Source organism: Pseudomonas syringae pv. coryli str. NCPPB 4273, assembly GCF_000972175.1.
GTDB lineage: Bacteria > Pseudomonadota > Gammaproteobacteria > Pseudomonadales > Pseudomonadaceae > Aquipseudomonas > Aquipseudomonas syringae.
Genome location: NZ_AWQP01000048.1, coordinates 140813 through 163411 on the forward strand (window position 1 = coordinate 140813; position 22599 = coordinate 163411).

A 22599-nucleotide genomic window follows, 5' to 3' on the forward strand; every position below is an offset into this window, starting at 1 on the left:
GGCGCGCGTCTTTTTTGAAATTCAGATTTTATCTGGCACGCCGAATCTAGCAGGAACCCCATCATGGATGCGTTTGAACTCCCCGACACTCTGGCTCAGGCTCTTCAGCGTCGCGCCTTGCACACGCCGGATCGGCTGGCGCTGCGTTTTCTCACCGATGAGAAAGACCAGGGCCTGGTGTTGACCTACCGTGATCTGGACCTGCGTGCGCGGACCATCGCTGCTGCGCTGCAACGTCAGGCCGTGCCGGGGGATCGGGCGATTCTGCTGTTCCATAGCGGGCCGGACTATGTCGCGGCGTTCTTCGGCTGCCTGTATGCCGGGGTCATTGCCGTGCCGGCTTATCCGCCAGAATCCAATCGTCGCCATCACCAGGAGCGACTGCTGTCGATCATCGCCGATGCCGAGCCGCGCCTGCTGCTGACCGGCTCCGATTTGCAGCCTGCCTTGCTGCAGATGGACGAGCTGTGCGTCGCCGATGCACCGCCATTGCTCTGTGTCGACACGTTGCCTGCTGCCCCGGCACAAGACTGGCAGGGCCCGCAGCTGCAGGCCGACGACATCGCATTCCTGCAATACACCTCGGGCTCGACCGCTCTGCCCAAGGGCGTGCAGGTCACGCATGGCAATCTGGTCGCCAACGAGTTACTGATCCGCCACGGCTTCGGCATCGACGTCAACCCGGACGACGTGATTGTCAGCTGGCTGCCGCTGTACCACGACATGGGTCTGATCGGCGGCTTGTTGCAGCCGATTTTCAGCGGCGTCCCGTGCATCCTGATGGCCCCCGCGTACTTCCTCGCCCGGCCGTTGCGCTGGCTGGAAGCGATCAGTGAATACGGCGGCACCATCAGCGGCGGGCCTGACTTCGCCTACCAGCTGTGCAGCGCGCGGGTCAGCGATTCGGCGCTGGAGCGTCTGGACCTGAGTCGCTGGCGCGTGGCGTATTCGGGCTCCGAGCCGATTCGCGAAGACAGCCTGAGAGCATTTGCCGAGAAGTTCGCCAGTTGCGGCTTCACGCCTGACAGCTTCATGGCGTCCTACGGCCTGGCCGAAGCGACGCTGTATGTGGCCGGAGGCAAGCGCGGCAAGGGTATTCCATCGTTGCGCCTGGACGCGCAGGCGCTGGCGCGCAATGTCGTAGAACCGGGCGACGGTCTGCCGGTCATGAGCTGCGGCACGGGCCAGCCAGGGCATGGCGTGCTGATCGCCGACCCGATCAGCCTGCAGGTGCTCGGCGAGAATCAGGTTGGCGAAGTCTGGGCCAGCGGGCCAAGCATCGCCCATGGTTACTGGCGCAACCCGGAAGCCACCGCCAAGGCGTTCGTGCAGCACGCCGGGCAGACCTGGCTGCGTACCGGCGACCTGGGTTTTCAGCGTCACGGCGAGCTGTACATCACTGGCCGCCTGAAGGACATGCTGATTGTTCGTGGCCACAACCTGTACCCACAGGACATCGAAAAGCTCATCGAGCGTGACGTAGATGTCGTGCGCAAAGGCCGGGTGGCGGCGTTTGCCGTCACTCAGGACGGTAGCGAAGGCATCGGCATTGCTGCTGAAATCAGTCGCAGCGTGCAGAAAATCCTTACGCCGGACGCGTTGATCAAAATCATCCGGCAGACCGTGGCCGAGGCGTTTCAGGAAGCGCCGAGTGTCGTGGTGCTGCTCAATCCGGGCGCGTTGCCCAAGACCTCCAGCGGCAAATTGCAGCGCTCGGCCTGCCGCACGCGTCTGGCCGACGGCAGCCTGGACAGCTACGCGGTGTTTCCTTCGAGCGATGCCACTCTTTCAGGCTGTGCCCCAAGCAGCGGCTCGGACCTGCAAGCGCAGATCGCCACAGTCTGGTGCGAGCAGTTGCAGTGCGAGCAGGTCAGTGCCGACGACCATTTCTTCCTGCTGGGCGGCAACTCGATCATCGCGACCCAGGTCGTGGCCCGCCTGCGCGAAACGCTGGGGATCGACCTGAACCTGCGACTGCTCTTCGAAGCACCGACACTGGCGGCCTTCGCGGCACAGGTCGAAGCGTTGCAGACCGCCGCATCGCAAGGCGACAGCCAGACGCAGAGCGCCATCGCGCGATTGCCCGGCAATGAGCATCTGCCACAGTCCATGGCCCAGAACCGTCTGTGGTTCCTCTGGCAGCTCGACCCGCACAGCAGCGCCTACAACATTCCCGGCGGGCTCCATCTGCGCGGTGAACTGGACAGCACTGCGTTGCGCACCAGCTTCCAGCGCCTTATCGAGCGCCATGAATCGCTGCGTACGCGCTTCTACGAACAGGACGGCGTGGCCCTGCAACGTATCGACGCGCCAAGTGAATTTCACCTCGACACACTCGATATCAGCGATCTGCCGAGCGCCGAGCGTCAGGCACGGGCCGTGGTGATTCGCGAACAGCAGGCGCGCTTGCCGTTCGATCTGCAACATGGCCCGTTGCTGCGCGTCACGTTGCTGCAACTGGACGAAGAAGAGCATCAATTGCTGGTCACGCTGCACCATATCATTGCCGATGGTTGGTCGCTGAATGTGCTGATCGACGAGTTCTCGCGCCTCTATGCCTCGGCTGTTCAGGGCCAGACGCTGGAGCTGGCACCATTGCCGCTGCGTTACGCCGATTACGGCCAATGGCAGCGCGAATGGCTGGCGAACGGCGAGGCCGAGCGCCAACTGGCTTACTGGCAGCAGCAACTGGGTGATGAACAGCCAGTCCTGACGCTGAACGCTGACCATCCGCGTTCGGCCCGCCAGCAGCACAGCGCCTCGCGCTACAGCCTGCGCTTGACTGCCGAACTGAGCGCCGCCGTGCGCAACACCGCGCAAGCCTGGCAATCGACGTCGTTCATGTTCCTGCTGGCAGGGTTTCAGACCCTGTTACATCGTTACAGCGGGCAAGCCGACATTCGCATCGGTGTGCCCGGCGCCAATCGGCCACGCCATGAAACCCAGGGCCTGATCGGCTTCTTCATCAACACCCTGGTGCTGCGCGCAGAGCTGGACCCGCGTCTGCCATTCTCGACCCTGCTGGCCCAGACCCGGCAGGCGGCGCTTGAAGCCCAGGCCCATCAGGACGTGCCGTTCGAGCAACTGGTCGAAGCGTTTCCGCAGGCGCGCGAGCACGGTCTGTTTCAAGTCATGTTCAACCACCAGCAACGCGACCTCGGCGCGCTGCGTCGTCTGCCGGGGCTGCTGGCCGAAGAGCTGCCGTGGCACAGCCGCGAGGCCAAGTTCGATCTGCAACTGCATAGCGAGGAGGACCGCAACGGCCGCCTGACGCTGTCCTTCGATTACGCTGACGAACTGTTCGAGAACGACACCATCGTGGCCATGGCTCGGCACTATGTACGTCTGCTGACGCAGGTCAGCCAGCAGGCCCAGCTCGCGCTGGGTGATGTGCAACTGCTCAGCGCCGAGGAGCAGGAGCAACAGGCGCAATGGAGCGCCGCGCCTTGCACGCCGGCCACGCTGTGGTTGCCTGAACGGCTGGACCGCCAGGCGCGGCAGACCCCGGAACGTATCGCACTGGTGTGGGAGGGCGGCAGCCTCGACTTCGCCAGCCTGCACGCGCAGGCCAACCGCCTGGCGCATTACCTGCGCGACAAGGGCGTTGGTCCGGACATCAAGGTGGCGATCGCCGCCGAGCGTTCGCCGCAGCTGTTGATCGGGCTGCTGGCGATCCTCAAGGCAGGCGGGGCTTACGTGCCGCTGGACCCGGACTATCCGATGGATCGACTCGCCTACATGCTGCAAGACAGCGGGGTCGAACTGCTGTTGACCCAGAGCCATCTGCTGGGCGACCTGCCGAGCGCCGAAGGCGTGTGCACCGTCGCCATGGATACGCTGCACCTGGACAACTGGCCGGTCAGTGCGCCGCGCCTGAATCTGCACGGCGACAACCTGGCGTACGTGATTTACACCTCCGGCTCGACTGGTCAGCCCAAAGGCGTCGGCAACACTCACGCGGCCCTGGCCGAGCGCCTGCAATGGATGCAGGACACCTACGCACTGGATGAAAGCGACGTGCTGATGCAGAAGGCACCGATCAGCTTCGACGTCTCGGTGTGGGAGTGCTTCTGGCCACTGATCACCGGCTGCCGTCTGCTGCTGGCAGGCCCTGGCGAACACCGCGACCCGCAGCGCATCGCGCAGTTGATCAATACGTATTCGGTCACCACGCTGCACTTCGTGCCGCCGCTGCTGCAACTGTTCATCGATGAGCCGCTGGCGCAACAGTGCAGCAGCCTGCGCCGTCTGTTCTCCGGCGGCGAAGCATTGCCCGGCGAGCTGCGCAACCGGGTGCTCGAGCAACTGCCCGGCGTACAACTGCACAACCGCTATGGCCCGACTGAAACCGCGATCAACGTCACCCACTGGCAGTGCCGGATCAGCGACGGCCTGCGCTCGCCGATCGGCCGTCCATTGGGCAATGTGCTGTGCCGCGTGCTGGACAGCGAACTGAATCCGCTGCCACGCGGGGTGGCCGGGGAGCTGTGCATCGGCGGCATCGGTCTGGCGCGTGGTTATCTGAGGCGTCCCGGGTTGACTGCCGAGCGCTTTGTCGCCGATCCGCTGGGGCAAGCGGGTGAGCGTCTGTATCGCACCGGGGACCTGGTACGCTGGGCCGCCGATGGCGCGCTGGAATACCTCGGTCGTCTGGATCAGCAGGTCAAACTGCGCGGTTTCCGCGTCGAACCACAAGAGATCGAAGCCCGTTTGCTGGCCCAGCCAGGCGTAGGCCAGGCAGCCGTGCTGCTGCGTGAAGCCGCTGCCGGGCCGCAACTGATCGGTTACTACACCGCCGAAGCAGGGCAGAACGTCGAGGCTGAGCGGATCAAGTCGGCGCTGGCTCTGGAACTGCCGGATTACATGGTCCCGGCGCAGCTGGTGCGCCTCGACAGCATGCCCCTGAGCCCGAGTGGCAAGCTGGATCGCCGCGCCTTGCCCGAGCCACAATGGCAGACTCGCGAACACGTCGAGCCGCAGACGGATCTGCAAAAACAGATCGCCGCTGTCTGGCGACAGGTGCTGGGCGTGCCGCGTGTCGGCTTGCGTGATGATTTCTTTGAGCTGGGCGGGCACTCGTTGCTGGCCACGCAGATCATTTCCCGCGTGCGTCAGGCGTGCGACATCGACCTGCCGTTGCGGGCGCTGTTCGAAACCAGCGAGCTGGGCGCGTTTGCCGCACAGGTTGAGGCCATTCAGCAGTCCGGCGCACGCAGCAGCCTGCAACCGATTGCCCGTGTCGACCGCAGCCAGCCGGTGCCGTTGTCCTACTCCCAGCAGCGCATGTGGTTCCTCTGGCAGATGGAACCGGACAGCCCGGCCTACAACGTCGGCGGCATGGCGCGCCTGAAAGGCGTGCTGAACATCGAGTGCTTCGAGGCAGCGCTGCAAGCTTTGATCCTGCGCCACGAAACCCTGCGCACCACGTTCCCGAGCGTCAACGGCGTAGCGTGCCAGCAGGTCAGCGAGCAGTCCGGCCTGCGCGTGCAGTGGCAGGATTATTCTGCGTTGCCCGCCGAGGCTCGTCAGCAACGCATTCAGGCACTGGCCGACAGCGAGGCGCACCAGCCCTTCGATCTGGAAACCGGACCGTTGCTGCGCGCGTGTCTGGTCAGGTCAAGCGACCTTGAGCATTACTTCGTCCTGACCCTGCACCACATCGTCACCGAAGGCTGGGCGATGGACATTTTCGCCCGCGAACTGGGACAGCTTTACGAGGCCTTCCTCGAGGGACGACTTTCGCCGCTGGAACCACTGGCGGTTCACTATCTGGATTACAGCGTCTGGCAGCGGCAGTGGATGGAAGCCGGCGAACGCCAGCGCCAGCTCGATTACTGGACCGCACAGCTGGGCAACGAGCACCCATTGCTGGAGCTGCCTGCGGACCGACCGCGTCCGCCGGTGCAAAGCCATCAGGGCGAACTGTATCGCTTCGACCTGAACGCCGACCTGGCCACGAAAGTTCGTGCATTCAATGCGCGCAACGGCCTGACCCTGTTCATGACCATGACCGCCACCCTGGCGGTATTGCTCTACCGCTACAGCGGCCAGAACGACTTGCGCATCGGCGCGCCGGTGGCCAACCGCATTCGTCCGGAAAGCGAAGGGCTGATCGGCGCGTTCCTCAATACCCAGGTGTTGCGCGTGCAGCTTGACGGGCAGATGAGCGTCGCCCAGCTGTTCGAACAGGTTCGCCACACGGTGATCGAAGGCCAGTCGCATCAGGACCTGCCGTTCGATCATCTGGTCGAAGCCCTGCAACCGCCACGCAGCGCAGCCTACAACCCGCTGTTTCAGGTGATGTGCAACGTGCAACGCTGGGAGTTCCAGCAAAGCCGCGAACTGGCGGGCATGACTGTCGAGTACCTGGTCAACGATGCGCGAGCCACCAAGTTCGACCTCAATCTGGAAGTCACCGAACTGGACCACCGTCTGGGTTGCTGCCTGACCTACAGCACCGATCTGTTCGACGAACCGCGCATCGCGCAGATGGCCGAGCACTGGCTTAACCTGCTGCAGGCGCTGCTCGCTGATCCACAACAACGCCTGAGTGAATTGCCGCTGCTGCAGGACACAGAGCGTCAGCATCTGCTCGACAGCCTCGGCGTCGAAGCGGGTGAACAACGGCTCGACCAATGCATTCACAGCCTGTTCGCCGAACAGGCACAACGGCGGGCAGACGCGCCGGCGCTGACGTTCGACGGGCAAACTCTCAGCTACGCCGAGCTGGACGCCAAGGCCAACCAACTGGCCTGGATGCTTCGCGAACGCGGCGTCGGCCCGCAGGTTCGCGTCGGTCTGGCGCTGCCGCGTTCGCTGGACATGGTCGTCGGCCTGCTGGCGATTCTCAAGGCCGGTGGCGCTTACGTGCCGCTTGACCCTGAATACCCGCTGGAACGCTTGCACTACATGATCGAAGACAGCGGCGTCGGGCTGCTGCTGAGCGATCGTGCCCTGTTTACCGCGTTGGGCGAGTTGCCTGAGGGGGTGGCCCGCTGGTGCCTGGAAGACGATCAGCCGCTGCTGGAGTCTTTTTCGTCCGATGAACTGCCGTTTATCAGCCTGCCGCAGCATCAGGCGTACCTGATTTACACCTCCGGCTCGACCGGCAAACCCAAGGGCGTGGTGGTGTCCCATGGTGAAATCGCCATGCATTGCCAAGCGGTGATCCGGCGCTTCGACATGCGCCCTGACGACTGTGAGCTGCATTTCTACTCGATCAATTTCGATGCCGCTACCGAGCGTCTGCTGGTGCCTTTGCTCAGCGGTGCGCGCGTGGTGCTGCGTGCTCAGGGGCAGTGGGACGCCGAAGAAATTTGTACGCTGATTCGTCAGCAGCAGGTCAATATTCTCGGCTTCACGCCCAGTTACGGCAGCCAGTTGGCGCAGTGGCTGGCGACCCAGGGCCAGACCCTGCCGGTGCGCATGTGCATCACCGGCGGCGAAGCGTTGACCGGCGAACACCTGCAACGCATCCGTGCGGTGTTCCAGCCCGAGCTGTTATTCAATGCCTACGGCCCGACCGAAACCGTGGTCATGCCGCTGGCCAGCCTGGCCCCGCAGCAACTGGAGGACGGTGAAGCCAGCGTGCCGATCGGTCGCGTGGTCGGTGCAAGGGTGGCGTACATTCTCGACGCCGATCTGGCGCTGGTGCCCCAGGGCGCGAGCGGCGAGCTGTACATCGGCGGAGCGGGCCTGGCGCAGGGCTATCACCAGCGCCCCGGCATGACTGCCGAACGCTTCGTGGCCGATCCATTCGCCAGCAATGGCGGACGTCTGTATCGCACCGGCGATCTGGTGCGCCAGCGCGCCGACGGTTTGGTGGAATACCTGCGGCGTATCGACCATCAGGTGAAGATTCGCGGCTTCCGCATCGAGCTGGGTGAAATCGAAACCCGCTTGCTGGAGCACGAAGCCGTTCGCGAAGCCATCGTGCTGGCGATGGACTCGCCGTCGGGCAAGCAGCTGGCGGGCTATCTGGTCAGCGACGTGGCCGGGCAGGGCGACGAGCAGCAGACGCAATTGCGTGAAGCGCTCAAGTCGCACCTCAAGGCGCAACTGCCGGACTATATGGTGCCGACCCACCTGATCCTGCTCGACAGCATGCCGCTGACCGCCAACGGCAAACTTGACCGCCGTGCCTTGCCTGCACCAGACCCGGAGCTCAATCGTCAACACTACTTAGCGCCCGCCAGTGAGCTGGAGCAACAGTTGGCGGCAATCTGGTGTGCGGTGTTGAACGTGGAAAAAGTCGGCCTCAACGATAACTTCTTCGAGCTGGGCGGCGACTCGATCCTGTCGATTCAGGTGGTCAGCCGTGCGCGTCAGCTAGGTACACATTTCAGCCCGCGTGATTTGTTCCAGCACCAGACCGTGCAGACCCTGGCCGCCGTGGCGACCACTCGCGAGCTGATTCAGGCCGAGCAGGGCCAGCTCGACGGTTCTTCCGGCCTGACGCCGATTCAACACTGGTTCTTCGACACGCCGATCCCCGAGCGTCAGCACTGGAATCAGTCGTTGCTGCTGGAGCCGCTCAGCGCGCTGGACCCGAACGTCCTTGAGCAGGCGTTGCGTGCGCTACTCGAGCAACACGATGCCCTGCGCCTGAGTTTCACCGAGCATGAGGGCACGTGGCAGGCAGAACACCGCGCAGTGTCCGCCGACACCACCCTGTTGATTCAGGCGCAGGTCAGCGACATGGCCGAATGCGCAGCCTTGTACGCCGACACCCAGCGCAGTCTCGACCTGCAAGACGGTCCGCTGCTGCGCGCCTTGCTGGTCGACGGTCCGCAGGGCCAGCAACGGTTGCTGATGGTCATTCATCACCTGGTGGTCGATGGCGTGTCATGGCGTGTGCTGCTCGACGATGTGCAAAACGCCTATCGTCAACTGCGCGACGCGGCGCCCGTGCGCTTTGCGGCGAAGACCAGCGCCTTCCGCGACTGGGCCGCGCGTCTGCAGGCCTATGCAGGCAATGAATCGTTACGTGAAGAGCTGCACCTGTGGCAGCGCCAGCTGGGCGGTCCTGCGACGAGTCTGCCGTGCCATAACCCGCAGGGCGGTCGGCAGAATTGTCATGCGCAGACGGTCAGCGTGCGCCTGGATGCCGAACGTACCCGGCAACTGCTGCAACAGGCGCCGAGTGCCTACCGAACCCAGGTCAACGACCTGCTGCTGACCGCGCTGGCACAGGTGGTCTGCCGTTGGAGCGGGCAGTCGTCGACCCTGATCCAGCTTGAAGGTCACGGCCGTGAAGACCTGTTCGACGACATCGACCTGACCCGCACGGTGGGCTGGTTCACCAGCGCCTATCCGCTGCGCCTGACGCCAGCGCCGGCTGCCGATTCGGCACCGGGCGACTCGATCAAGGCGATCAAAGAGCAACTGCGCCAGGTACCGCACAAGGGGCTGGGCTATGGCGTGCTGCGCTACCTGGCCGACAGCGCCAGCAAGGCTGCCATGCAGGCACTGCCGATGGCGCCGATCACCTTCAACTACCTAGGCCAGTTTGATCAGAGCTTCGCTGACGACGCGCTGTTCCGACCGCTGGAAGAGTCGCCAGGCGCGGCCCACGATCCGCAGGCGCCGCTGCCCAACGAACTCAGCATCGACAGTCAGGTGTATGGCGGCGAATTATTGCTGCGCTGGACCTTCAGTGCCGAGCGCTATGAACCCGCTGCCATCGACGCGCTGGCGCAGGATTACCTGGCCTGCCTGCAGGCGCTGATTGCCCATTGCCTGGCCGATGGCAGCGGCGGCCTGACGCCGTCGGACTTCCCGCTGGCTGCTCTGGATCAGGCGCAGCTCGACGCGCTGCCGGTTCCGCCAAGCCACATCGAGGACGTCTACCCGCTGACCCCGATGCAGGAGGGCATGCTGCTGCACACCCTGCTCGAGCCGGGCACCGGGCTGTATTACATGCAGGACCGCTACCGCATCGACAGCGCCCTGGACCCGCAGCGTTTCGCCCAGGCCTGGCAAGCGGTCATCGCCCGTCACGAAGCGCTGCGTGCCTCGTTCTGCTGGAACATCGGCGAGACCATGCTGCAGGTCATTCACAAACCGGGCAGCACGCCAATCGAGTATCTGGACTGGCGTGAGGTGCCGGCGGAGCAGCAGGAGCCGCGCTTGCAGGCCCTGCTCAAGTCCGAGCGCGAAGCCGGTTTCGCGCTGCTCGATCAACCGCCGTTCCACCTGCGCCTGATCCGCGTCGACGAGGCGCGCTACTGGTTCATGATGAGCAACCACCACATCCTGATCGATGCCTGGTGCCGCTCGCTGCTGATGAACGACTTCTTCGACATTTATACCGCGCTGGGCGAAGGCCGCGATGCGCAACTGGCCCCCGCACCGCGCTATCGGGACTATATCGGCTGGCTGCAACGCCGAGGCCTGACGCAGGCGCGTGACTGGTGGCGAGACAACCTGCGCGGCTTCGAGCGGCCCACGCCGATCCCCAGCGACCGGCCGTTCCTGCGTGAACATGCCGGCGACAGCGGTGGCATGGTGGTGGGCGACTGCTACACCCGTCTCGATCAACGCGACGGTGCGCAACTGCGCGAACTGGCGCAGCAGCATCAACTGACCGTCAACACCTTCGCCCAGGCGGCGTGGGCGCTGACCCTGCGGCGCATGAGCGGTGATCGCGACGTGGTGTTCGGCGTTACCGTGGCCGGGCGGCCGGTGGAACTGCCGCAGATGCAGCGCACGGTCGGGCTGTTCATCAACACCATCGCCTTGCGTGTCGGCATGCCGGCTGACGATCAACGTTGCAGCATTCGCCAGTGGCTCAGCCAGTTGCTGGACAGCAACATGCAACTGCGCGAGTACGAATACCTACCGCTGGTGACCATTCAGGAAAACAGCGAGCTGCCCAAGGGCCAGCCACTGTTCGACAGCCTGTTCGTGTTCGAGAACGCGCCGGTCGAGGTCTCGGTGCTGGACCGTGCGCAAAGCCTGAATGCCACCTCGGATTCCGGTCGCACCCACACCAACTACCCGCTGACCGCAGTCTGCTATCCGGGCGATGACCTGGGCCTGCACCTGTCCTACGACCAGCGCTATTTCGACGAATCCACCGTGCAGAGCATGCTCGGTGAGTTCAAGCGCCTGCTGCTGGCGCTGGTCGAAGGCTTTCATGGCGACATGGCCGAACTGGCGCTGGTCAGTGAGCAGGAGCGCGCTTTCCTGATCGACGGCTGCAATCAGAGCGACCATGCTTACCCGCTGGATAAAAGCTATGTCGAACTGTTCGAAGCGCAGGTCGCGGCGCATCCGGAGCGCATTGCGGTCAGTTGCCTGGAACGCCAGCTCAGCTATGCCGCGCTGAATATCGCCAGCAACCGTCTGGGCCATGCCCTGATCGAGGCTGGTGTCGGTTTCGATCAGCCGGTTGCCTTGCTGGCCGAGCGCGGCGTTGAACTGCTCGGCATGATCATCGGCAGCTTCAAGGCCGGTGCCGGTTACCTGCCGCTGGACCCGGCGCTGCCGAACTCGCGTCTGAGCGGCATCATCGACCAGAGCGCCACGCCGCTGCTGGTGTGCAGCGCTGAGTGTCTGGAACAGGGCAGGGCGTTACTTGATGCGCTGCCTGAGTCGAGTCGACCGCAGTTGCGGGTCTGGGAAAACGTGCAGCAGAGCGATTCCGCGCAGCACAACCCTGGTCGCTACAGCGCGCCGGACAACCTCGCTTATGTGATCTTCACCTCAGGCTCCACCGGGCTGCCGAAGGGTGTGATGGTCGAGCAGCGCGGCATGCTCAATAACCAGTTGAGCAAGGTGCCTTACCTGAGCCTGAGCGAACGCGATGTGATCGCCCAGACCGCCTCGCAGAGTTTCGACATTTCGGTCTGGCAGTTCCTTGCCGCGCCGCTGTTTGGTGCTCGGGTGGACATCGTGCCGAACGACATCGCCCGCGACCCGCAGGCCCTTTTGGCGCATGTTCAGGCGCAGCGCATCAGCGTGCTGGAAAGCGTGCCTTCGCTGATCACCGGCCTGCTCGCCGAACCGCAGGCAGCGCTCGACAGCCTGCGCTGGATGCTGCCGACCGGTGAAGCCATGCCGCCGGAACTGGCCAGCCAATGGCTGCAACGTTACCCGCAGATCAGCCTGGTGAATGCCTATGGTCCGGCCGAGTGTTCCGACGATGTGGCGTTCTTCCGGGTCGATGCGCAGTCCACTCGCAGCGCTTATCTGCCGATCGGTTCGCCGACCGACAACAATCGTCTGTACCTGCTCGACGATGCGCTGGACCTCGTGCCGCTGGGTGCCGTCGGTGAGCTGTGCGTAGCCGGTGCCGGTGTCGGTCGTGGTTATGTCGCTGATCCGCTGCGCACCGTGCCGGTGTTCGTGCCGCATCCGTTCGGTGCGCCGGGCGAACGTCTGTACCGCACCGGTGACCTGGCGCGGCGGCGCAAGGACGGCGTGCTGGAGTACGTCGGCCGGGTCGATCATCAGGTGAAGATTCGTGGCTATCGCATCGAGCTGGGCGAAATCGAAACCCGTCTGCTGGAGCATCCGGCCATCCGTGAGTCCGTGGTGCTTGACGTCGACGGCCCATTGGGCAAGGTACTGGCGGCCTACCTGGTGCCGCGCTCCGCGACGCAGGATCACGAGGCCCTGCGTGACGAGGTGAAAAACCACCTCAAGGCCAGCCTGCCGGACTACATGGTGCCGACGCATCTGGTGCTGCTGGAGGCCATGCCGCTGACCCCGAACGGCAAGCTCGACCGCAAGGCCCTGCCTGAGCCGGACGTCAGCCTGGCGCAGCAGGATTATCTGGCGCCACAGACCGAAATGGAGCAGCAGCTGGCGACGATCTGGGCCGATGTGCTCAAGGTCGAGCGCGTGGGTATTACCGACAACTTCTTCGAGCTGGGCGGGCACTCGCTGCTCGCGACCCAGGTGGTGACCCGTGCGCAGAAGCGCTTGCAGCGTAACGTGCCGTTGCGGGCAATGTTCGAGTTCAATACCGTTCAGGCGTTGGCGCAGCACCTGGAAAGCCTTGGCGGAGCACAGGTCGACGAGCAGAAATTCGACCGTCTGGCGGACTTGATGGCGGAACTGGGAGGGCTCTGATCAGCCTCTCGTCGGAGCGACGGGGCTGCGGATAAAAAACTCGTTACCGGGTGTAAATCCGCAGCTCGCTGGCGCGTTTTCAAAGGACCGAACACACACCTGAGGCGGCATGCACTGACGCCCATGCTTCGGGTCATTCAAGCCGCGTATTGAGGGTTGCACAGATGTCAGTCGCTACCAGGTTTATCGATGATCAGCCGACACGGGTTGCCCCGGCTGCGGCTGAGACGCTCTACCAGTTCGACGAATCGCCACTTCTGGCCCGACAGAGTCGCCAGGAGTCCAACGCACGCAGCTACCCGCGACGCATACCGCTGGCGCTCAAACGCGCCAAGGGTATTCACATCGAGGACGTCGAAGGGCGGCGCTTCATCGATTGCCTGGCAGGCGCGGGCACCCTGGCGTTGGGGCATAACCATGCGGTGATTATCGAAGCGATCCAGCAAGTGATCGCCGACGAGTTGCCGCTGCACACCCTTGACCTCACCACGCCGGTCAAAGATCAGTTCGTTCAGGACCTGTTCGGCCTGCTGCCCCCAGCGCTGGCCGATGACGCGAAGATTCAGTTCTGCGGCCCGACCGGGACCGATGCGGTGGAAGCCGCGTTGAAGCTGGTGCGTACCGCTACCGGACGCAGCACGGTGTTGTCATTTCAGGGGGGGTATCACGGCATGAGCCAGGGCGCGTTGAGCCTGATGGGCAGCCTGGGGCCGAAAAAGCCGCTGGGTGCGTTGCTCGGCACAGGCGTGCAGTTTCTGCCTTACCCCTACGATTACCGCTGCCCGTTCGGGCTTGGTGGCGAACAGGGCGTGCGCGCCAACCTGCATTATCTGGAAAACCTGCTCAACGACCCGGAAGCCGGCGTGCAATTGCCCGCAGCGGTCATTCTTGAAGTGGTGCAGGGCGAGGGCGGAGTCATCCCTGCTGATCTGGACTGGCTGCGCGGCGTGCGACGTATCACCGAAAAGGCCGGCGTGGCGCTGATCGTCGATGAAATCCAGAGCGGTTTCGCACGCACCGGCAAAATGTTTGCCTTCGAGCATGCCGGGATCATCCCGGACGTGGTGGTCATGTCCAAAGCCATCGGCGGCAGCTTGCCGTTGGCGGTTGTGGTCTATCGTTCATGGCTGGATACCTGGCTGCCAGGCGCTCACGCCGGGACCTTTCGCGGCAATCAGATGGCCATGGCTACCGGTTCTGCCGTCATGCGCTATCTTCAGGAGCACTCCATTTGCGAACACGCGACAGCCATGGGCGCGCGGCTGTCCGGGCATCTGCGTGCCTTGCAGCGTGACTTCCCGCAACTGGGCGATATTCGCGGGCGCGGCCTGATGCTCGGTGTCGAGCTGGTCGACCCATCCGGTGCGCGTGATGCACAGGGTCACCCGCCGCTATTTGCGCGTCTGGCCCCACTGATCCAGCGTGAATGCCTCAAGCGCGGGCTGATCCTGGAGCTGGGCGGTCGACATGCCAGCGTGGTACGTTTTCTGCCACCGCTGATCATCACCGCCGAGCAGATCGACGAAGTGGCAGAGATCTTTGGTCGTGCGCTGAACGCCGCTGTCGCCCAGGTTTAATTTTTCGACGTAGTGATACGTTCAATCCCTATAGCTGCCATGAATTGGCACGGCAGCCCTGAACACAATGGAGAGCAGCAATGACTTCAGTATTCGATCGGGAAGACATCGTCTTTCAAGTTGTAGTCAACCACGAAGAACAGTATTCCATCTGGCCCGACTACAAGGCGATCCCCAACGGCTGGCGCACCGTGGGCAAAAGCGGCTTCAAGAAAGAATGCCTGGCCTATATCGAAGAAGTCTGGACCGACATGCGCCCCCTGAGCCTGCGCCAGAAAATGGAAGCGCAGACGGCCTGATTGACGGTCTGCGCGGATACTTCGATTATCGTGCGACGCTCCGCGTCGCATGCCTTTCCGGACGCTCTGCGTCCTCTCTACGACGTAAAGCGTCGCGACCTGCATTTCCCACGCTGGAGCGTGCCGAACGATAATCTCACTCCTTACCAGCCAGCCCCCCGATAATTCCCTGAATATCCCCCTGCAACTCCGCCAGCGGGTCAGCGCCATCGATCCCCAGCACCAACAGCTTGCTACCAGCCGCTTCAATGGCGGTCTTGACCGGCGCGGGTGGCTGGCGGTGATCGAGCACCAAGGCCACGTCGTTATCCTTCAGGGTCGCGCTCAATTTGCTCAAGGCTTCCGGCGTCCATTGCTCGTCCGTCAGCGCCTGAGTGTCGATCAGTTCCAGATTCAGCCCGCTGATCAAATAGCTGAAGCGATCCGACAGGCTCACCACACTCAAATTATCGGCACCGGCCAGCGCGGCCTCGCTGCTGGCGCTGAGCTTGAGTAGCTGCTGCTTGAACGCCGCCAGGTTGGCCTCGATTTTCGGTTTGGCGGCCGGTGCCAGGCGCACCAGATCTGCTGCCAGCACATCGGCCATACGGCCCATGTTATTGCTCGCCAGCCACGGCTGACTGTTCAATCCGTCAGTGCCCTGACCCGGCTGTACGGCGATGCCCGGCAAGCTGCCGTCCACCGGCCGTGCGGCGTCGATCTCGACGATACGAATATTGCTGCGCCGTGCATTGGGGTAAAGCGGGTCATCGGCCCAGATCGAGCGCAAGCCGATCACCGCGTCGGCGTTGTTCGCCAGCCCGCGCAAGGCATCGGCACCACGCCCGGTGAAATACGCCGTCTGACGCGAGCCTGGAAGGTTGGCCGCTGCAGCCCGCTGCAGCACCACACCGCTGTCCTTGAGCAGTATCTCGCCCAGGCCATAGGTAATCGGCAGGCTGGCCAGCACTCGCACCGGTTGCGAACTGTCGGTTTTGCTCTCGGCCGCCTGCAAGCTGTTGCTGAACAGGCCGGTCATGATCAGCGCGAGGGTCAAGGTACGTAACGTAGGCATTTATCCAATATTCCCTTTCAGGCTCGGCAGCGTGCCGCGAGCGATGGCGGCGAGGGCGAACGCCATGCCCGCCACCAGAATGATTGCCGCGCCGGACGGCACAGGCAGGTCGAAGACGATGGGCAGCAGGATGCCGCACAGGGTGCTGAGCGTCGCAATGGCCACTGAAATCCAGAAAAAGCCCTTGAGCGACTGGCTCAACAGGCGCGCCGCCGCCGCTGGAATCACCAGCAACGCACCGACCAGAATCGCGCCGATGACTTTCACCGCCGCGACCGTGATCAGCGTCACCAGAATCACGAACAGGTAATCCAGCGTCTTCACCGCCACGCCGCGCACAGCCGCCAGTTGCGGGTTGAAGCTGGCCAGCATGATGCGGTTGTACAGCGGCAGGCTCAGGCCCATGACCAGCGAACCGACGATCAGCAGCACCAGCAGGTCGTTGCCGTTGACGGTCAGCACCGAGCCGAACAGCACGTTTTCCAGAATGTGCACGTTGATCTTGCCGGCCAGCACCAGCAACAGGCTCGCGCCCAGTGCCAGGGAGACCGACAGGAACACGCCGATCAACGTGTCCGGTGCCAGCCCGGTGCGGTTGCGCAGGTAATTGAGTACGATGCCGAACAGCAGGCAATAGCCGAACAGGGCGCCATAGGGGCCGGTGTAGGGTTCGCCGAGCAGAATGCCGATCGCCACCCCGGTCAGTGCCGCATGGCCCACGGCTTCGGAGAAAAACGCGAAGCGCTTGACCACCACCAGCGTGCCCAGACCGCCCAGCACCGGGCCGATCAACAGCCCGGCGAGCAGGGCGTTGACCACGAAACCATAGGCCAGCGCCTCGGGCAGGTAACCGGAAGAGGCGAGGCCCTGAATGAACAGGCGAAAGGTTTCGTAATCCATTACGCGATCCTCCCGGCGCTGCTATCCGTCGTGCGCGGGTGCGCGGAAAACAGGGTCAGCAGCCGCTCCGGGGTCAGCGCGGTGGCGGCCGGTTCGTCGAACAGGATGCGTCGGTTGAGCCCCGTGACCTGATCGGCCAGACGCCTGACGGCATCCAGATCATGCTCGATCCACAGGACCGTGACCCCGCTTCGGCGCCAGTCACCCAACAACCGCTCGAACACCTGAATACCCGCCTCATCCAGCGCCGACATCGGCTCATCCAGCACCAGCAACTGCGGCGCAGGAATCAGCCCCTGCGCCAGCAGCACGCGCTGCCGTTCGCCACCGGACAGCGCGCCCATGCGCCGTTTGCGCTTGTCCTGCATCCCGACCCGTTCCAGCGCCTCGCCAATCGCTGCCGCGTAGTGCTTCGACAAGCCCAAAAACGCCGGGCGTCGCTGACACATCGCAGCCATGAAATCGTCGACGGTCATCGGCAGGCCACGGTCGAACTCCAGCGCCTGCGGTACATAGCCAATCAGTCCTGGAGCGGCAGGCCACAGCAGGCTCAATTGGCCCTGATGCGGTGTCTGCCCGAGCAGGGTCTTGATCAGCGAGCTTTTGCCACCGCCGTTCGGGCCGACCAGTGCGTGTACGCTGCCGGCGCGCACATTGAAGTGAACCTGATCGAGAATCGTGGTGCGCCCGAGGGTCAGGCTGACCTGCTTGAATTCGATGCCCGGCCCCTGGCTGACGATATCGAGTTGCGGTGCAGCCGTCATGCGCCCGACTCCTGAATGGCCCGTACCACCGTGTCCAGGTTGCCGGCCATCTCCTTTTCGTATTTGTCGGCGGTGTATTCGCCATAGGAAATATGCGACAGCGGGTACAGCCGAACCCCGGATTCACGCTGAATGGTCTCGACGTAGGTGGACGGGAAATCCATCTCCGAGAAGATCACCTTCACGTCCAGCTCACGCAGTTGGTCGATGGTTTTTTTCAACTGGCTCGGGCTCGGCTCGATGCCATGCGCTGGTTCAACCACGGCGGTGACTTCCAGGCCGAATTCGCGCAGCAGGTAGTCGTAGGCGGCATGCACCGTGGCCACGCGCAGGTCGGCATTGGGTGCCTTGGTCAGTTTGGCGAGCGCATCGGCGCGCATCTGGCGCAGGCGCTTGCCGTAGGCGCGGGCGTTGGCGGTGTAGGTTTTGGCATTGTCCGGGTCCAGCTTGCCCAGCTCGCGGGCGATATTGTTGACCTGCGCAATGGACGCACTGATCGACAGGAAAGTGTGCGGGTTGACCACTTTGCCGGCACCTCGCGCCGCCACCCCGGTGGCCGCCAGCAACGGCACATCGGCGTTCGCCTCGATGGTCTTGATGTTCGGCGTTTCACTGGCGGCGATCATGCGGTCGGCAAAATCATCATGGCCAACGCCGTTGAGCACGATCACGTCCAGCGAACCGATGCGCTTGATGTCCTCGGCGCGCGGCTCATAGGCATGCGGGTTGAAGCCCGCCGGGATCAGCGGCACAACGTCGGCCTTGTCGCCGACAATATTGCTCACGTAGCTGTAGTAAGGGTGCAGGGTAATGCCGATGCGCAGGCGTTTGGCCGGTTCGGCGGCGAAGCTGGACGGTGCCAGCAGGGCGACCATCAGCCCCGTCAGCAGGCCGCGCAGCAAGGGACGGCGTTTGAATGAAATAGGCATGGGCAAGCGGTCTTCTTTCAAAGGAATGCGGAGTTTCAGTGCGGGTGCTGACGGGTCACGCCAGCATCGAATTGCGCGACGACCTGTTTCCAGCCTGAATCGATCAAGGCCTGGTCACTGAGGTCGCTGACAGCCGCCAGCGAGGCGTTGCGGTTGATCCAGATGTCCGGCTGCTCGCCGGAATCGACACGCATCAGAAACGAACCGGCCACGCTCGGCGTCCGGCTCAGTCCCAGGTAGGACTGCTCGATCATCTGCCAGGCATGGTCGCCACGGCTCACCGAACTGGCATCCCTGGCGAACGGCGCAAAGCCTTCATCGCCCAGTTGCTCTGGGGTGATCGGCGTCTGTTGCTCGCTGGCCAGCAGGCGAATTTCGTCGAGGGTCACGCGCAGGTCGGCGTAAATGCCTTGTTCCGCAGCGCTCAGGTCACGTCGTGCGTCCAGTTGATGGCTGGCGACGCTGTGCGTTTCCTGAGTATAACGGTGCAGGCTGATCACGCCGGCAGCGCTGCCAAGGATCAGCAGGCACAGCAGCAGGACGTACAGGGTTTCATGCCCGGCGCCTGCCGGACGGACGATGTGTCGGGTTGGTGTGCTCATGGGGCCTGGATGTCCGCCTGATCGATTTCCACCACGTGACCGGGACCGGCGTCGAACAGCACGTAAAACTCGGAGGCGGGGCGTTTGAAGGTCACCGTCGAGTCTTCGCCGAGCTTGCCGGGCACCAGGATGGTTTCGTCGTAGCCGATCACGTCCAGGGTCACACCCGGCGCACCACTGCCGTCGGAAAAACCGCCGGTGCAGCGGATCTGCTCGGTGTCGATCTGTTTGCATTCGCACATCGGGTTATGCGCCAGGGCGTTGCTGCTCAGGCCAAGCAGGCACAGGGCACTGGCCGTCAGCCAGCGCAGGGAAGGGCGGGCACTCATGGTTGGGCTCCTTGTTTTTTCAGCCACGCCACGGTGCTGGGCGAAGCCTGTTGCAGGGGGATGGAAGTCTGATGCACGGCGCCGTCCCAGCCTTCCATGGTGATCCAAAGCTCGGCGTCGGGATCGGTGTTTTGCGCGATCTGCATGAAGGCGCTCATGCGGTAGCCGCCACCGAAGAAAATCACCCCGGCGGTGCGCAGGCTGCGCGGTTTGCCGATGCGCAGATAAGTGGCCTTGACTCGGTCGATGCAGGCGTTGCACAGCGCCGCGTTGAAACTTTTCATGTAGCCCGATGGGCCGGAAAGGCGCGGCGCTTCGTTGCGGTCTTCTGCCAGGCGCAGGCTCCACGGGCCGACCTGAATTTCGCCGACTTCGCGCTGGCCAAGGCCCTGATCGCCACGATCCAGCGCGTTGTCGGAAAAGTACTTGGGCATGAAACCCAGCGGGATCAGCACCAGCAGCACGTTGATATGGAAGCGCCATTTGTGCCAGAAACGACTCAGTGACGATGCAGGTTGTGTAACAGCGGCGGCCTTGCTCACAGGCTGTTCTCCGGGGTGCGGGTCGCCAGCGGCGAGGGCGAGGTGTTTCGTGGGGTTGCAGCGGCCGTTGCCGGGCGGGTTCGGGTTTCACGCTTGAGGGCGTTGAGCGTCGCCAGTGCAGTACGCTTGCTCCAGATCAACAGGCCGCTGAGCACCATCATGCTCAGCAGCAGGCCGAAGAACGCCCAGATCAGCTTGATCCAGATGCCGCCGAAATCGCCGGTGTGCAGGGGGCGCATGGACTCGGTGACGAACTCCAGCTTGTTGCGGTCCGACAGCAGGTGCGAGGCGGCAATCTCGCCGCTGTACGGGTTGATTTCTGCGGTCTGGAACATCAATGGATACCAGCTGCGTCCACCCACCTGCATGTTGCTGTAGGCATTGAACGGCGGTGTGATGAAGCTGGCTTCCAGGCCCGGAATCCGCTCCCTGGCGATTTCCACGGCACGCTCCAGGCTGATGGTCGGCGCGGGTCTGCCGTCGGCAGTCAGCGGCACGGCGCTGTGCGGGATGATCGACGCGACCTGGGATTTGCTGGAAATACTGATCTGGTTGTCGCCCAGAATCGCCTGGATCAGAAACCACGTGCCGGTAATGGAAATCACCGCAATGAACCAGATCGACCAGACGCCGCTGAGGCGATGCAGGTCGCCCCAGAAAATGCGCGGGCCCTGGCTGAAACGCACGGGCTTGAAAAAGCCGCGCCAGAATTTCTTGTAGACCACCAGCCCGGTCACCAGTGAGGCCAGCAACGGCAGGCCGAGAATCGACACCAGATACCAGCCCCACGAATAACCGTTGGTAAACGGCACCAGCCACCAGCCGTGCAGCGCGCGGGTGAAGCGGCGGAAGTCGAACGACGGGGTAATGCCCTGAATCACCCCGGTGTAAGGGTTGACGTAAGCCGGGACCGAACGCCCGTCGGGGTAGGTGATGAACACGCTCAAGGCGAAGTAGTCGCCGTCCGGCTGCATGATGGTGCCGACGATCAGGTCCGGTTGGTTGCGTTCGATGGTTGCGCGAATCTGTTCGAAGTTCAGGCGCTGGGCGTCGTCGGAAGGGCGGTTGTCACGCATCTCCGGGTTGGCCAGCCACATGATTTCCTTGCTGACCACGGCCAGCGTGCCGGTCACACAAACGATCAGCACGAAGAACCAGATCGGCAGGGCCAGCCAGCTGTGGACGAGAAACCAGATTTTTGAACGGGACTTCTTCGACATGGATAAACAATCTCGATTCACGATGTGGAGCGGCCGCAGGGCGGTCCCCTCTGTCTGTACGCGCGGGCGGTATAAAAGCCTCGCATTAAGTTAAAGACGAATGAGAACTGAATTCCTATAGGAATTTTTTGCGTTTAAATGCAAAAAATTGTTTCAGCGCCGCGGTACACCTCCGCATGCCGCATGAATAGGGCGGTACGGCTAATTTTCCAGCAGCGCAGTACGTTCAATCTGGACATTGGTGTTGCGCCAGGCCGCAGGGGCTCGGGCGCTTTTGCCATCAAGGGAGAGACATCATGAGTCATGCGTTGAGTTTGGATATCCGGCCGTTGCTGGCAGGGGCGGGCAGCTTGCCGATGCTGGTGCAGGCACCCGAGCCCGGTCTGGACTTGATGGAAGCGCTGGGCGAACTCAAGCCGTTGGTCGCCGGGCACCTGTATAGCGCAGGCGGGATTCTGTTTCGCGGCTTCGAGGTGGGCGGTGCGGAAGCGTTTCGCGAGTTCGCCGCCGGTTTCGGCGATCCGCTGCTCAACTACGAGTTCGGCTCTACACCACGCAGCAACGTCACCAAAGGTGTGTACACCTCGACCGAGTACCCGGCGCACCAGAGCATCCCGCTGCACAACGAGCAGGCCTACACGCTGGAATGGCCGATGAAGATCTGGTTCTACAGCATGATCGCGGCGCAGACAGGCGGCGAAACACCGATCGCCGACAGCCGCGAAATCTACCGACGCATTCCTGCGCGCATTCGCGAGCGCTTTGTCGAAAAAAAACTGATGTACGTGCGTAACTACGGCAACGGGCTCGATGTGGAATGGAGTCAGGTGTTCAACAGCGAAGACGAGCGCGTGGTCGAAGCCTACTGCCGGGCGCACAACATCGAGTGCGAATGGAAAGATGACGGCGAACTGCGCACCCGGCAGATTTGCCAGGCGGTATCGCGCCACCCGGTGACCCACGACACCGTCTGGTTCAACCAGGCGCACCTGTTCCACATCTCCAACCTGCAACCGGAAGTGCGCGAAACCCTGCTCGACGTAGTGGACGAAGAAGACCTGCCGCGCAACGTCTACTACGGCGACGGCTCGCCCCTCGAAGAAACCCTGCTGGACGAAATCCGCGGCGTACTCGACGAATGCACCGTCAGCTTCCCATGGCTGGAAAACGACGTCCTGATGCTCGACAACATGCTCACCGCCCACTCCCGCGCACCCTTCACCGGCAAACGCAAAGTGGTGGTCGCCATGGCACAGGGGCATTCGGATAAGTAAACGCCGTCAGATCATCGTGCTAACGGAGCGTA

The 22599-nt window shown here is 63.2% G+C and carries 12 protein-coding genes; 4 read left to right on the top strand and 8 right to left on the bottom strand.

All coding sequences use genetic code 11. The features are described 5' to 3' along the window. Positions 1–63: 63 nt before the first annotated feature. The 3 genes from P406_RS19625 to P406_RS19635 all read left to right on the top strand — a co-directional run bounded on the left by P406_RS19625 (position 64) and on the right by P406_RS19635 (position 14953). Positions 64–13077 (top strand): non-ribosomal peptide synthetase, encoded by a 13014-nt coding sequence (locus tag P406_RS19625; RefSeq protein ID WP_046237089.1) that lies wholly within the window; start codon positions 64–66, stop codon positions 13075–13077. A gap of 164 nt (positions 13078–13241) precedes the next feature. Further along, the gene (locus tag P406_RS19630; RefSeq protein WP_046237090.1) at positions 13242–14654 is read left to right on the top strand and encodes an aspartate aminotransferase family protein; all 1413 of its coding nucleotides are present in this window, start codon (positions 13242–13244) and stop codon (positions 14652–14654) included. Between the two features lie 80 nt (positions 14655–14734). Next, the gene (locus P406_RS19635) at positions 14735–14953 is read left to right on the top strand and encodes an MbtH family protein (RefSeq protein WP_003304661.1); all 219 of its coding nucleotides are present in this window, start codon (positions 14735–14737) and stop codon (positions 14951–14953) included. A 136-nt stretch (positions 14954–15089) separates the two neighbouring features. Here the strand turns inward: P406_RS19635 and P406_RS19640 are convergent, their stop codons facing one another. From P406_RS19640 to P406_RS19675, 8 genes are read right to left on the bottom strand one after another with little or no spacing between them, the layout of a single operon-like run. Beyond that, complete coding sequence (locus tag P406_RS19640; protein WP_046237091.1) at positions 15090–16007, bottom strand: metal ABC transporter substrate-binding protein; 918 nt, start codon at positions 16005–16007, stop codon at positions 15090–15092. Further along, on the bottom strand, positions 16008–16907 hold the full coding sequence (locus P406_RS19645) for a metal ABC transporter permease (RefSeq protein WP_004418348.1): 900 nt from the start codon (positions 16905–16907) through the stop codon (positions 16008–16010). Further along, positions 16907–17671, bottom strand: a complete 765-nt coding sequence (locus tag P406_RS19650) for a metal ABC transporter ATP-binding protein (protein ID WP_046237092.1) — start codon at positions 17669–17671, stop codon at positions 16907–16909. The genes P406_RS19645 and P406_RS19650 overlap by 1 nt, the downstream gene beginning before the upstream one ends. Further along, entirely contained in the window at positions 17668–18600 is a 933-nt protein-coding gene (locus tag P406_RS19655; RefSeq protein ID WP_046237093.1) for a metal ABC transporter substrate-binding protein, read from the bottom strand. The genes P406_RS19650 and P406_RS19655 overlap by 4 nt, the downstream gene beginning before the upstream one ends. A gap of 35 nt (positions 18601–18635) precedes the next feature. Continuing rightward, complete coding sequence (locus P406_RS19660; RefSeq protein WP_046237094.1) at positions 18636–19202, bottom strand: DUF6162 family protein; 567 nt, start codon at positions 19200–19202, stop codon at positions 18636–18638. Then, positions 19199–19531 carry a hypothetical protein gene (locus tag P406_RS19665; protein WP_003406932.1) on the bottom strand — a complete coding sequence of 111 codons (333 nt, stop codon included), beginning with the start codon at positions 19529–19531 and terminating at the stop codon, positions 19199–19201. Before P406_RS19665 ends, P406_RS19660 begins: the two co-directional genes overlap by 4 nt. Then, complete coding sequence (locus P406_RS19670; RefSeq protein WP_003409767.1) at positions 19528–20073, bottom strand: PA2404 family protein; 546 nt, start codon at positions 20071–20073, stop codon at positions 19528–19530. Before P406_RS19670 ends, P406_RS19665 begins: the two co-directional genes overlap by 4 nt. Continuing rightward, positions 20070–21293, bottom strand: a complete 1224-nt coding sequence (locus P406_RS19675; RefSeq protein WP_003409769.1) for a PepSY-associated TM helix domain-containing protein — start codon at positions 21291–21293, stop codon at positions 20070–20072. The genes P406_RS19670 and P406_RS19675 overlap by 4 nt, the downstream gene beginning before the upstream one ends. A gap of 296 nt (positions 21294–21589) precedes the next feature. Between P406_RS19675 and P406_RS19680 the strand changes: the two genes are divergently transcribed. Further along, positions 21590–22567: a TauD/TfdA family dioxygenase gene (locus P406_RS19680; protein WP_024959262.1), complete on the top strand. Its 978-nt coding sequence runs from the start codon at positions 21590–21592 to the stop codon at positions 22565–22567. Positions 22568–22599: the final 32 nt, after the last annotated feature.

What these genes read in the sequence shown, in the direction of transcription:
- P406_RS19655 (WP_046237093.1), bottom strand. Translation starts at nt 18,600, where the DNA reads ATGCCTATTTCATTCAAACGCCGTCCCTTGCTGCGCGGCCTGCTGACG.
- P406_RS19635 (WP_003304661.1), top strand. Translation starts at nt 14,735, where the DNA reads ATGACTTCAGTATTCGATCGGGAAGACATCGTCTTTCAAGTTGTAGTC.
- P406_RS19665 (WP_003406932.1), bottom strand. Translation starts at nt 19,531, where the DNA reads ATGAGTGCCCGCCCTTCCCTGCGCTGGCTGACGGCCAGTGCCCTGTGC.
- P406_RS19630 (WP_046237090.1), top strand. Translation starts at nt 13,242, where the DNA reads ATGTCAGTCGCTACCAGGTTTATCGATGATCAGCCGACACGGGTTGCC.
- P406_RS19675 (WP_003409769.1), bottom strand. Translation starts at nt 21,293, where the DNA reads ATGTCGAAGAAGTCCCGTTCAAAAATCTGGTTTCTCGTCCACAGCTGG.
- P406_RS19650 (WP_046237092.1), bottom strand. Translation starts at nt 17,671, where the DNA reads ATGACGGCTGCACCGCAACTCGATATCGTCAGCCAGGGGCCGGGCATC.
- P406_RS19640 (WP_046237091.1), bottom strand. Translation starts at nt 16,007, where the DNA reads ATGCCTACGTTACGTACCTTGACCCTCGCGCTGATCATGACCGGCCTG.
- P406_RS19645 (WP_004418348.1), bottom strand. Translation starts at nt 16,907, where the DNA reads ATGGATTACGAAACCTTTCGCCTGTTCATTCAGGGCCTCGCCTCTTCC.
- P406_RS19660 (WP_046237094.1), bottom strand. Translation starts at nt 19,202, where the DNA reads ATGAGCACACCAACCCGACACATCGTCCGTCCGGCAGGCGCCGGGCAT.
- P406_RS19680 (WP_024959262.1), top strand. Translation starts at nt 21,590, where the DNA reads ATGAGTCATGCGTTGAGTTTGGATATCCGGCCGTTGCTGGCAGGGGCG.
- P406_RS19625 (WP_046237089.1), top strand. Translation starts at nt 64, where the DNA reads ATGGATGCGTTTGAACTCCCCGACACTCTGGCTCAGGCTCTTCAGCGT.